The organism is Patescibacteria group bacterium, assembly GCA_020148145.1.
GTDB lineage: Bacteria > Patescibacteriota > Minisyncoccia > Minisyncoccales > JAHCRE01 > JAHCRE01.
Window position 1 is genome coordinate 253,968 of sequence record JAHCRE010000016.1, and the last position, 12,513, is coordinate 266,480.

Below are 12,513 nucleotides of genomic sequence, written 5' to 3' on the forward strand. Positions count from 1 at the left end.
AGACTACTTATTAAAATATAATTGTTCCCTTAAACTTTTTTCCTCTCAGTAAATTATCAAGATTTTTAAAATTTTTCCCATTAACAACAATTACTCTCATTTTTTCTTTTTGAGCCAATCTTGTGGCTAAAGGGTCAAAGGGGAAATTTAAACCAGCTTCCCATTTCTGCTTTCCTATTTTCGAGAAATCAGAAAAAGAAATATTAAAGAAAACTTTTGCATCCTTGAATTTCTTCGGATCTTTATCGTAAACATAATCTACATTTGTCAAATTGATAATCTCTTTTATTTTGTTTTTTTTGGCAAAAATTACAGAGTCATAATCTGTAGACCGGCCAGGCCTCCAACCACCCCCAACAATTATTTTCTTATTTTTCCTTATTTTTTTAGTCGGATCTTTGATAATGTCTTCTGAAACTAATTTATCAAAGAGAGATTTAATTAAAAAAGCATTTAAATAAGTTGCATAAATTCCGAGCCAATCTAAAATATCTTTATTTTTAATCTTTAATTTTTTAGCAGTTTTTTGAAAATTTCTTGCCAATTTTCCTCCCCCAACAAAAATTACAAATTTTTTTCCTCTCTTTAGCCATTTTAAAATAAACTTTCTAAATCTTTTTAAAAAAACTACATCAATTTCATCAGGGAAAACCAATGAACCTCCTAAAGAAAAAATTATCCAGTTTTTATTTTCCATTTTAAAGAGACAATTTTTCTTTTAAGACCTCAATTAAATCTTTAATTTTCACTCTTTCTTGTTTCATTGTGTCGCGATCTCTAATTGTTACATCTTGTTTTTTTAAGGTCTCAAAGTCAATAGTTAAGGCAAAAGGCGTACCTATCTCATCCTGGCGGCGATAACGCCGGCCAATTGAGTTAAGTTCGTCATATTGGCAAATAAAATGAGGTTTTAACAATTGATAAACTTCTTTAGCTTTTTTAACAATTTCTGGTTTATTTCTAACTAAAGGTAAAACTGCTACTTTAATTGGAGCTAATTTTTTATCTAATTTTAATAAGACTTCTATTTCCTTTGTTGATTCTGTTGTTTTTGTCCTTCCTCCTTTTATTTCTTGATAAGCATCGCATAAAAAAGCAAAGAGGGATCTCTCTACCCCTACCGAGGTCTCAACAATATGGGGGAAATATTTTTCTTTAGTTTCCTCATCATAATATCTTAAATCTTCCCCTGAATATTTTGCGTGATTTGATAAATCCCAATCTCCCCGGTTGTGAATTCCCTCAATCTCCCCCCAACCAAAAGGAAAGCGATATTCAAGGTCTACCTGCCTTCTTGCATAATGAGCCCTTTCTTTAGCCGGAATCTCTTCAGCTCTCAAATTTTCTTTTTTAATCCCGAGGTTTTTGTACCATTTTATTCTTTCCTTTTTCCAGAATTCAAACCATCTATCAGCTTCTTTAGGATGACAAAACCATTGCATTTCCATTTGTTCAAATTCCCGGGTTCGAAAAATAAAATTTTTGGGATTAATTTCATTACGAAAAGCTTTACCAATCTGAGCAATACCAAAAGGAAGCTTGAGTCTCATTGATTTTAAGACATTTTCGAAATTCATATAGATTCCCTGACATGTCTCAGCTCTTAAATAAGTAGCTGCGGCTTCTTCTTCTACCGGACCAACAAAGGCTTTCATCATTAAATTAAATTTTTTAGGTTTGGTTAATTCTCCCCCACATTCTGGACAACCACTCTTTTTTATCTCATCTTTTTTAAATCTTTTATGACACTTCTTACATTCCATCAATGTATCAGCAAAGCCAGCAGTTAAGTGCCCCGATGCCTGCCAGACTTTAGGCGACATCAAAATCGCTGCATCTAAGCCAACAACATTCTCATGATTTTTTATCATCTCCAACCACCAGGCTCGCTTAAGATTTTGCTTCATCTCAACCCCTAAGGGTCCAAAATCATAACCTGATTCAAAGCCACCGTAAATTTCTGAAGAGGGAAAAATAAATCCTCTTCTTTTAGCTAAAGATACAATTTTTGCCGTTAAATCTTGCATATTTTCAAATTTATGTTATTGCACTTTACCATTTTCCTCGCTTACCGTTGGATCATCTGGCAAAGTGGTATCCACTGCTCCGGCTCTCGTTTCTAATGTTGATTCTGTCCACTGGTCTTCGCCTGAAATTTTCGCTTCATTAATTAAAGTTACTATTTGACCCTTTTGATCAGAAATTGGAGTAAAGGCAACCTGGAAGGCAACATTTGGTCCAGGGCCTGAAACTCCCTGACCAGCCTCCAAATCTCCAACTTCCCAAACCATTTCCCCTGACTCAGAATCAAAGGTAATTTTTGTCTCTTCAGGAAAAATCTCCCCGGTTAATCTTACCCAATCTGGCAAAATTGCTCTGACCTTGACATTTTTTAAACCATTGTAAAAATTTTTAACCTGCCACATTATTGTATAGGTTGTAGTCTCTCCAACTCTGGGAGGAAGAGGGCCTGAATTTCCAAAAATTTCATCTTGAAAATATCCTTTTTGTAGAATCTCCAATTTCGAATTGATCTTAGTCACAAACTTTTCCTCTATTCCGTCTAAACTAATCGAGTTTTTAATTTCCGGATTTTGAATAAAAGGGAAGTCATCTTTCACTTTTACCCAAAATTCAATTCTTCCTTCTTCCATTGGTAATAATTTTTTGAGTTCAGAAATTTTGGTATAATCCCAAACAATAGTTTTTTCTTCTTTTTCAAATCGGCCAAATCCAACCTTAAGGGTATCGTAATCTAAGGCTTCGCTTTCTAATTTAACAACTAGTAATAAATTTTCGGAAGTTCTCTCCCCAATATTTTTAAAAGAGATTTCATAATCCAAGAGGTCTCCGGGATTAGCAATATATTGAGGGTTTTTATTAATCTGCTGGAAAATATATAAAGAGGGTTTAACAATCTCTATTCCTCGTAAAACTTCTTTTAATAAAACAAATTCTCCATCTCGCCAGCTACCAATTTCAGCCCGAAAAACTTTTAATTCTCCAATTTCTCCCTGTATTTTACCCAAAATTTCAATTCTTCCTCCCTCAGCTCTATTTAAAAGACCAATTTCCCATTCGGTTTTTTCTAAGCCCTGAGGTTTGGATTCCAAAAATTCAAAACCAAAAGGATATTCAATTTTTATCCATAAATCGGAAAGAGGATAATTTAGATTGGAAAAATAATTTAACCTAAATCGAATTTCTTTTCCCGGCAAAATTTTTGAAGGAAGATCGAATTCGAAAGTCAAAGGAACCTCCTTTATTAAAGTAGTTAGGGAAGTCTCTGACTCATAACGAGCTTTTAAATTCTTTGGCCGATAACTCAACCAGGCCTTAGCTATTTTAGCCTCATCTTCTCTTCCAAATAATCTGGTTTTAAAATTGAGGATTTTTTCTTCTCCCGGATAAATATCACCCAGGGATATTTCCTGCCTCAATCCGTTTTCTGGCACTATTGAATGTTCTGGATATTCAAAAATAAGTTTTGCTTCCTCTAATCTGACATCACCATTGTTTTTATATTTCACCAAATATTCAACTTCATCAGTTAATTCTATTTCTGTTGGCCCCAAAATTTCCAATTTTAAAACCTCTTTTGAGAAAATTTGTTTTTGGTAATACCAAAAACCGGCAATTCCAATAGCCAGAGCCAAAATTACAACAAAAAAAGTGAATCTCCTTTTCATTTTAATTACAATTTTATTATATCAAATAGATTGAAAAATACTAAAAAGACGATTTTATAAGAGAGAGGTAATTTTCAGAAACATCTTTTAATTCCTTTTTAAAAGGTCTTTCAATTTTAATTCTTTTTAGAGTATTCCAGTCTTTTTTTAAAATTAGTCTTAAAATTTTAACAATATTTAAGTCAATTTTTTTAATTTTTTTTTCCTTTTTAAAACAATGGGGGCAAATTATTCCTCCTTCTTCTGGGCTAAAATAGAGAGTTTCTGGCTTTATTTTTTTTTGACAAAGAGTGCAATTATAAAGTTGGGGTTCGTATCCTAAAATAGAAAAAAAATTCCAAAAGAAATAATAATATAGCAGTGACAAAAGATTTTTACTTACCAGATTATTTAACTTCAAAAAAATATCATTTAATAATTCCCACAAATTTTCATCTTTTTCCTCACCTTTTAAAAAATCGTTTAGAATTTCAGCAATCAGGTTAGCAATTTTTAATCTTTCTAAATTCTTTCTTATATTTTTAAAATTATCAATTAAGGAAGTATCGGTTAAGGTTTTGTAAGTTTTCCCTTGAATAAACTCAATATCTGTTAAATAAAAAAGTTCAAGACCAGCTCTTAGTTTTGATTTAATCTTCCTTTCTCCCCTAGCTAAAAGTTCTAATTTACCAAAATCCCTTGTGAAGAAAGTAAAAACACGATCAGCTTCTCTTAAATCTTCTTTTTTTAGAATAATACCTTGGGTCCGATAGTGAATTGCCATTTTAAATTTCTCCTAGTTTCTTCAAAAATCTAATTTTTCGATCAATCTTTAACTTTTCATTAAAGGTTTTTGTCTTTTGCTTTGCCTCTTTTAAGTCCTTAAGGGCTTTTTTGTATTCTTTTTTCTCAATGTAGTGACCGTATTTCCTAAAAATTTCTTTTTCCATCGCCACTCTTTCTTTTTTTCTAAATAGCTTGCCACCAGAACCGGGAATAAAAGGCGAAGCTCTTCTCAATCTTTCTCTAAATTTTCTTCTACTAAGATATCCTCTTTTCCCAAAAAAATTTTCTTTTGGTTTTTTCTTCATAAAATATTGTTAACTTTTATATTCCTCCTAATTTTTTTAAAAATCTCATTTTTTTACTTATTACTTCCCTCTCTGGGCCAGGATGTTTTTTATATTTAGCCTTTCCAATTTCCCGAATGAGTTTTTTATATTTTTCTTTAGAAGTAAACGCATCAAGTTTTTTCCCGAATAATTTCTTTTCCATTTCAACTCTTTCTGGTAGGCCAAACATCTTGCGACTAGTACCAGGGACAATAGGATTAGATTTTCTTAAAATCTCTCTAAATTCTTTTCTTGAAATTTGTTGTTCTTTTTTAAATAATGGCATATAAATTTAATTTATTTTAATTTTTTAATTGCCAACCATAATTTTTCTCGATTGATTTTGGGATTTTCTTCAATATCAAAAGTTAATTTAGACTTTTTGCCAAATTGAAGTCCTTTTGCCTTAGTTTTTTTCAAAATAAAATCTTTATTTTCAACCAAAATTTTATTTAAATTAGGATATCCTAAAAAATAAACTAAGATCCTGTCTTTTGGTTTTAAGCCAGCCTTTTTTCTCATTTCCTGTAAGTTTCGAATAACTTCTCTGACCATCCCCTTTTCTCTAAGTTTTGGTGAAATTTTAATATTTAAAGCAATTTTTATTTTACCTTCGCTTTCTAAAATCCAATTTTTCTCTTTTTTAATATTCCTTACAATTTTAATTTCTCTAATATTCAATTCTTCCTTTATCAAGTTTAGTAATTTTTTATCAATTTTTAATTTTGGTTTTTGAATCTTCAACTTTGTTAAAGGCTGTCTTACTTTTATTTTAGCCCTCATCCGGGATCTGAGCCCTAGACTAACAATTTTTCGGACCTGATCCATTTTTTTATTTAAAGTTTTATCAATCAATCTTTTATCTCCTTTTGGCCAGTCGGAAAGATGAACGCTTTGGAGTTTTGCCTGCCCCATAGGAAGCCGGAGGCTTTCCTTCGAGGACTTTTGATCCCGTACCAGAAACTTTGTTTCGGTACGGGGCATGCTTTTAATCTTTTGATAAATTTCTTCACTTAAAAAAGGAATAAAGGGAGCGGTTAATTTAGTTAAGGTTAAGAGTAAATAACCCAGGGTGGCTGAAGCTTCTTTTAGTTCCTCTTTTTTTTCTGGATGATGAAATCTTTTTCGCGACCTTCTGATATACCACTGAGAAAAATCTTCAATAACAAACTTTTCTATATTTCTGGCAGCTGAGGTTACGTCAAAATCTTCTAAATTCTTGGTAACTACTTGAATTAATTCATTTAATCTTAAAATAGCCCATCTATCTAAAACATTTCTACTTCTCCTGGACCACAATTCCCACGATCGTGAGAATCGCAGCCCACCATAAGTGTTGAAAAAAACAGAGCAGTTCCAAAAAGTCATAATAAATCTTTTTAGAGAATCTTGGATTTCTCTTTCAGAAAAACATTTTGCTTCCCCTGGTTGATTAACAGTGAAAAAGTACCAACGGAGAGTATCTGAACCGTACTTTTTAAAAATTTGCCAAGGATCAACCATATTCCCTTTTGATTTTGACATTTTCTCCCCTTTTTCATCTAAAACAAGGCCCAAAGATATAACATTTTTATAAGAAGGGCCAAGCCCAAGTAAAGTTGAAATTGCCAACAAAGTATAAAACCACCCTCTGGTTTGATCGATGGCTTCGGCAATATAATCTGCTGGGAACTGTTTTTTTTGATCGATTAATTTTTTATTTTCAAAAGGATAATGATATTGAGCAAGAGGCATTGACCCGGCATCAAACCAACAATCAATAACTTCTAGAACTCTTTTCATTAAACCCCGGCATTTGGGGCAGAAAAATTTAACCTCATCAATATAAGGTCGGTGGAAATCTAATTCTCCTTTCTCATTTAAAGGCACTGAACTGAATTTTATTTTTCTCAATTCCCCTGTTTCTATTATTTTTCCCTGAAGTTTTTGCCTTATCAAATTTTCATTAGATAACCCTTTTAATATTCCTTCCAAAAGCCACAAAGGATCTCCGTGGCTAATAATTAAAATAGTTTTCCCTTTGTGTCTTCTATCAATCTTTTTTATAAGACTAATCATCCTTTTTCTACAATCTGACCAACTCTCTCCATTTTTCGGTCTTTTGTAAAACCTCTCTTTTATATCTATAAAAATTTTATAAAATTCTTCTATTTTACATCCTTGATAAATTCCGAAGTTCATATCCCTAAGCTTTGAGCTAAAATTTATTTTAAGGCCGAGTTCTTTAGCCACAATTTTAGCGGTTTGACGAGCTCTTAAAGAATCTGAAGAATAAATTAGATCGATTTCTCCTTTCCTTAATTTTTTAGCTAAAGATTCTATCTCTTTTTTTCCTTTTTTAGTCAGAGGATAAGAAGAAAATCCTGGCCAATCATATATTATCCCTTTCTTTTTTGTTTGATGAAACGTTTCGCCGTGTCTTAAAATAAAATATTTATTTTCACTAAATTTTTGAGAAATCAAATCTTTTTTTGAACTAATGACTTCTAAATTTCCACATCTTTTGCATTGCCAAATGGGCAAAGGAGTACCCCAATACCTTTCCCGAGAGAGTGCCCAATCTTTAACTTCTTTTAACCATTCGCCAAATCTCCCTTTTTTTATATGAGCTGGAATCCAATTTATTTTCTGATTGTTTTTAATCAAATCTTTTTTAATCTTCTGCATATTTATAAACCAGCTCTCTTTGGCGTAATACAGAAGGGGAGATTTACATCGCCAGCAAAAAGGATAATCATGCTCATATTGTTCTTCCTTAAAAACGAGATTTCTTTTTTTAAGATCTTCAGAAATTTCAGGATCAGCGTCCTTAACAAACATTCCTGCCCATTTTTTTACCTCCGGTTTAAACTTTCCTTCTTCATCAACGGTTAATAAAATTGGTAAGTTATTTTCTTTTCCTACAATCATATCCTCTACTCCAAAAGCCGGAGCAATATGGACCAAACCGGTCCCTTCTTCTAATGAAACGAAACCACCGGCAATAACAAAGTAGGCCTTTTTCTCTGGTTTTATAAATCTAAAGAGAGGTTTGTATTGCAAATTAAGTAGTTCTTTGCCTTTAATTTTCCTAAGAATTTTGTAATCTCGGCCCAAAACCTTTAATCTTCCTTTAGCTAAAATTAAATCTTCTCTACCTACCCTTGCTTTAATATAAGTGAAATTTGGGTTCACAGCTATTGCCACATTACCTGGTAATGTCCAGGGAGTAGTTGTCCAAATCAGTAAATAAGTATTTTTTTGATTTTTAACGGGGAGTTTTACATACAGGGCTGGTTCTTTAATTTTCTTATATCCCAAAGCTACCTCATGGCTAGATAAACTTGTTCCACATCTTGGGCAATAAGGAACAACTTTGTAATCTTTGTATAATAATCCTTTTTTGTAAATTTGTTTTATAATCCACCAGATGGTTTCGATATAATCTGTCTCGTAAGTGATATAGGGGTCTTCCATATCAACCCAATAACCGATTTTCTCGGTAAAATCCTTGAACAAAGGAATATATTTTTGAACATTCTTTTTGCAAGCCCGGTTAAAGCCAGCTATTCCGTATTTTTTAATATCCTTTTTGGTTTTAAAACCCAATTCTTTCTCTACCTCCAATTCAACCGGGAGTCCATGGGTATCCCAACCATTTTTCCTTTCAACACGAAATCCCCGCATGGTTTTAAATCGGGGAATTATATCTTTGAAAATCCGGGATAAAGCATGGTGGATTCCGGGGAGAGCGTTAACTGTGATTGGACCATCGTAAAATACGAAATTCTTGGCCTTTTTTCGCTGCAAAATTGATTTTTCGAAAATCTTATTCTTTTTCCAAAACCTCAAAATCTTTTCTTCAATTTTTGGAAAACCTATCTCCATATTATTTAAAATATCATTTTAGCCGGTTTTTTTCAAATAAAAAGGCAGAGTTTTGATTTTCTGCCATATTGCTTTTTTCTTTTTCTGCGCTGAATATCGTCACTTTTATACCCACTCCTTTTAAAAGGACTATTAATTGTTCTCTTAGGGGAAGTTTAAGTATTTTTTCGTCTTTTAAAAGAGCTATAAATTGTTTTTCTTCTGATTGTTTTTCTTTGAGAGTTAATTCAGGTATTCTTTCACCAATATCCGGGCTCATTCTTTCACCTTATTTTTCTTCTTAACATATTTTTTGAGAAACGTTAACTACATTCTTTCGGGAGCTGAAATTCCCATTAAATTTAAAGTATTTTTAATTACTGTTTTGGTGGCCAGAATTAATCCTAAACGGGCCTCACGCAATCCTTTGACTTCGCTCAGGACTTTACAGTCTCGATAAAATTGATGAAATGCAGTAGCTAAATCTATTGCATATTGGGGAATTCTCTGAACCTGATAATCCTTAGTAGTATCCTCAATAATCTCTGGAAATCTAATAAGTTGTTTAATTAAAGTTAATTCGCTGGGATGAGTAAGCAATTCTAAATTTTTCACCTTCTTACTCTTGATTTTTGCCTTTTTAAAAATACTACAAATTCTAGCATGGGCATATTGGACATAATAAACAGGGTTCTTCTCAGACTGCTCTCTGGCTAAAGAAAGATTAAAATTCAGGTGAGTATTAGTTGATTTTTGTAAGAAAAAGAATCTAGTAACATCAGAACCTACTTTATCAAGTAACTCATCCATAGCCACATAAATACCTGCTCTTTTTGACATCTTTAGTTTTTCTCCTTTTTCAAAAATAGTAACAAATTGCAGAAGAATAATGTCAAGTTTACCCTTATGACCGAGAGCCTGAACTCCAGCCTGTAACCCAGCAACATCTCCTGCATGATCAGCTCCCCAGATATCAATCACTTTATCAAATTTTTTCTTCTCAAATTTATATCTGTGAAGCGCGATATCTCCAGCTAAATAAGTTTTCCAGTCATCTTTTTTAACAACCACCCTGTCTCGCTCATCGCCAAATTTTGAGGACTTAAACCACAAAGCACCTTCTTTTTGGCAGATTAAGCCTTCTTTTTTTAATAATTCTAAAGCTTGATCGACGGCACCAGATCGATGGAGGCTTGTTTCTGAAATCCATTCATCATATTTAATACCTATTCTATCGGTCGTTTTCTTAATCATCTCTTTAACAATAACTTGGGCCGCCCGCTCACCTGCCTTGTAGGGATCTTTTTCTTTAATTTTTTTATTTAAATAATCGATGTATTTACCTTTGTATTTTGCCTCACTATCTTTTAAAACAGAATGGCCTAAGGTTAAAACCTGCATCCCATAGTCATTAATATAATAAGCTTTTTCCACTTTAAAACCGGCCCTTTTAAGAATGTTACCTAAAACATCACCAAGTGGACCTCCTCTGGCATTACCAACAGTTAAGGGCCCTGTTGGATTGGCTGAGATAAATTCAACTTGAATTTTTTTACCTTTGCCAAGATTTAATTCTCCAAATTTTTCTCCGCTCTTTAAAATCTCTAAAAGCTCTTTTTGTAAATATTCCTTTGAAAGAAAAAAATTAACAAATCCCGGCTTGGCAATTTCAACCTTTTCAAACATTTTTGATTTTTGATCTTTGAGCTTTAATCTTATTATCTTTGCTATTTCCACTGGTTTCTTTTTTACTTCTTTTGCAATCTGGAAAGCGATATTGGTTGAATAGTCACCGTGTATTTTTTCTTCTGAATGCTCAATTTGAATTTCAGGAATTTTAAATTTAGGAAAAACTTTTTCCTTTTGAAGTTCTTTTATTGAGTCTTTTATTAAATTAGCTATTTCTTGTCTTATCATTACTTTTAGTTTATCTTATTTCGCTTAAAAATTAAAGGATTTAATGTTAAACTAAAAGTGATGAAAGTCTTAGCTGAAAACAAAAAAGCTTTCTTTATTTACCAAATCCTGGAAAAATTTGAGGCAGGAATGATTTTAATAGGCCAGGAGGTAAAATCAATAAAGTCAGGAAGAATAAATTTAGCCGGGTCTTATGTCGTTTTAAAAGATAAAGAAGTTTATTTAATTGGCTGTCATATTCCTCCCTACCAGCCAAAAAATATTTCTCCTGATTACAATCCAGAACGTTCTCGAAAGCTTCTTTTAAAAAAATCAGAAATCAAATATTTGATCGGGAAAGCGAAACAAAAAGGCTTGACATTAATACCTTTAAAAGTTTATACTAGAAGAGGTAAAATAAAGATTGAGTTTGCTATTGCTAAAGGAAGAAGAAAAGTTGATAAAAGAGAATTAATCAAAAAAAGAGAAGTAGAAAGAGAAATAAGAAAGGCCTTAAAAAAATATTAAGGAATCAAAAGAGCGAAACGAGCGAACGCAGTGAGCGAGGCAACTAAGGGGGTGAAAGGAATCGACAGAAATTTAACTAAGGTAGGCAAGCCGAGTATTCTGAAAACTCGTTAAACTTTCAGAAAAAGAATAAACGCCAATTTATTCAGAAAACCTGCTTTAGTTTACGTTTAAAGCAGCGCTAACTTTAGCCATTCTCGATAACTAAAGTTGGTGTCATATTATTGAGATAGGTAGCTCTTTTTAGATCCGAAAAGGCTATTGAATCAAAAAGGGTCAAAGGTAGAGAGATTTTGCTCAATTTTAACTTTCTACTTTTCTTCAAATTGGGCTAAGCCTGTAGATCTATCTTTAGAAGAATTTCTGGATGCGAGTCCAATTCTCGCCACCTCCACTAAGAAATTTTTAAAAATATCCTCAGAAAACCATTAGTCAACAACAGAATAAGGGCTTCTCAGGTTAGGGTAATTGATGAAACCGGAAAGCAGTTGGGAGTTATGACTTTAAAAGAAGCGCTCCAGATAACCAGGGAGCGCAATTTAGATTTAATTCAGGTTACTAAGAGGATTGAACCACCAGTTTGTAAAATAATGGATTATGGCAAATATCTCTACTCGCTTCAAAAGAAAGAAAAACAAACCAAAGCGAAGAGAACCGGCCAAATCAAAGGAATAAGACTCTCTTTTAAAATCTCTTTACATGATATGGAGACTAGAGTTCATTTAGCAGAGAAATTCTTAAAAAAAGGAAATAAAGTTAGAGTAGAGATGAAATTAAGAGGAAGAGAAAAAGCCCTTCCAAATTTTGCTAAAGAAAAAATAGGTAAATTTCTTGAAATGTTAAGAGAATCAGTTCCGATAAAGATTGAGAGGGAATTAAAAAGAGCGCCAAGAGGCTTTACAATAATTATTTCAAAAAAATGAAAACAAGGAAATCTATCTTAAAAAGATTCAAAATTACCAGAACTGGAAAAATTTTAAGAAGGTCGACCGGCCTTGATCATTATCGAGCAAAGAAATCAGGAAAAAAAATAAGAAAAAGTCGAAAATGGATTAAACTTTCAAAGGCCGAAGCTAAAAAAATAAAAAAACTATTGTATGGTTAGAGTGAAAAGAGGAAAAATTGCCCATAAAAGAAGAAAGCATTTATTGAAATATACGAAAGGTTTTCGTTGGGGAAGAAAGTCAAAATACCGAGCAGCAAAGGTAGCAATATATCATGCCTGGACACACGCTTATCAAGATAGAAAAAGAAAAAAGAGAGAAAGACGAGCGCTCTGGCAAATTCAAATTAATGCCGCCTGCCGCCAGCATGGCCTATCTTATAATAAATTTATCCATGGCCTAAAACAAAAAAAGGTCGAACTCGACCGAAAAATCTTAGCTGAATTGGGAAAAAATCATCCCAAAATTTTTGAAAAAATTGTAGAAGAAGTTAAAAGTTAATTTTAAAATTTTATATTA

Annotated in this window: 13 protein-coding genes and 1 other RNA gene; 5 read left to right on the forward strand and 9 right to left on the reverse strand. The window is 32.5% G+C overall.

Translation table 11 applies throughout. The annotated features are described in order from the left end of the window. Positions 1-10: 10 nt before the first annotated feature. The 9 genes from pyrH to KJA15_03355 are packed head-to-tail and all read right to left on the reverse strand — an operon-like array spanning position 11 to position 10,543. Entirely contained in the window at positions 11-697 is a 687-nt protein-coding gene (pyrH, locus tag KJA15_03315; GenBank protein MBZ9572333.1) for a UMP kinase, read from the reverse strand. 1 nt (position 698) lies between these two features. Further along, positions 699-2,027, reverse strand: coding sequence for a glycine--tRNA ligase (locus tag KJA15_03320; GenBank protein ID MBZ9572334.1), 1,329 nt, complete (start codon positions 2,025-2,027; stop codon positions 699-701). A 15-nt stretch (positions 2,028-2,042) separates the two neighbouring features. Next, positions 2,043-3,689, reverse strand: coding sequence for a hypothetical protein (locus KJA15_03325; GenBank protein MBZ9572335.1), 1,647 nt, complete (start codon positions 3,687-3,689; stop codon positions 2,043-2,045). Positions 3,690-3,729: 40 nt separating this feature from the next. Beyond that, the gene (gene recO, locus KJA15_03330) at positions 3,730-4,452 is read right to left on the reverse strand and encodes a DNA repair protein RecO (protein ID MBZ9572336.1); all 723 of its coding nucleotides are present in this window, start codon (positions 4,450-4,452) and stop codon (positions 3,730-3,732) included. A gap of 1 nt (position 4,453) precedes the next feature. After that, positions 4,454-4,759: a hypothetical protein gene (locus KJA15_03335; protein ID MBZ9572337.1), complete on the reverse strand. Its 306-nt coding sequence runs from the start codon at positions 4,757-4,759 to the stop codon at positions 4,454-4,456. Positions 4,760-4,775: 16 nt separating this feature from the next. Then, a complete protein-coding gene (locus KJA15_03340; protein MBZ9572338.1) occupies positions 4,776-5,066 on the reverse strand; it encodes a hypothetical protein in 291 nt (96 codons plus the stop codon). Positions 5,067-5,077: 11 nt separating this feature from the next. Continuing rightward, positions 5,078-8,647 carry a class I tRNA ligase family protein gene (locus KJA15_03345; GenBank protein MBZ9572339.1) on the reverse strand — a complete coding sequence of 1,190 codons (3,570 nt, stop codon included), beginning with the start codon at positions 8,645-8,647 and terminating at the stop codon, positions 5,078-5,080. 13 nt (positions 8,648-8,660) lie between these two features. After that, positions 8,661-8,906 carry a hypothetical protein gene (locus tag KJA15_03350; GenBank protein ID MBZ9572340.1) on the reverse strand — a complete coding sequence of 82 codons (246 nt, stop codon included), beginning with the start codon at positions 8,904-8,906 and terminating at the stop codon, positions 8,661-8,663. A 47-nt stretch (positions 8,907-8,953) separates the two neighbouring features. Further along, positions 8,954-10,543 carry an arginine--tRNA ligase gene (locus KJA15_03355; protein MBZ9572341.1) on the reverse strand — a complete coding sequence of 530 codons (1,590 nt, stop codon included), beginning with the start codon at positions 10,541-10,543 and terminating at the stop codon, positions 8,954-8,956. 60 nt (positions 10,544-10,603) lie between these two features. On the opposite strand from KJA15_03355, the gene smpB reads away from it, so the two are divergent. From smpB to rplT, 5 genes are all read left to right on the forward strand, one after another. Then, complete coding sequence (gene smpB / locus KJA15_03360) at positions 10,604-11,050, forward strand: SsrA-binding protein SmpB (protein ID MBZ9572342.1); 447 nt, start codon at positions 10,604-10,606, stop codon at positions 11,048-11,050. Positions 11,051-11,097: 47 nt separating this feature from the next. After that, positions 11,098-11,447: a transfer-messenger RNA gene (gene ssrA / locus KJA15_03365) on the forward strand. A 4-nt stretch (positions 11,448-11,451) separates the two neighbouring features. Continuing rightward, entirely contained in the window at positions 11,452-11,973 is a 522-nt protein-coding gene (infC, locus tag KJA15_03370) for a translation initiation factor IF-3 (protein ID MBZ9572343.1), read from the forward strand. Continuing rightward, positions 11,970-12,155, forward strand: coding sequence for a 50S ribosomal protein L35 (rpmI, locus tag KJA15_03375; GenBank protein MBZ9572344.1), 186 nt, complete (start codon positions 11,970-11,972; stop codon positions 12,153-12,155). The genes infC and rpmI overlap by 4 nt, the downstream gene beginning before the upstream one ends. After that, complete coding sequence (gene rplT / locus KJA15_03380) at positions 12,148-12,495, forward strand: 50S ribosomal protein L20 (protein ID MBZ9572345.1); 348 nt, start codon at positions 12,148-12,150, stop codon at positions 12,493-12,495. Before rpmI ends, rplT begins: the two co-directional genes overlap by 8 nt. The last annotated feature ends 18 nt before the right edge of the window (positions 12,496-12,513 follow it).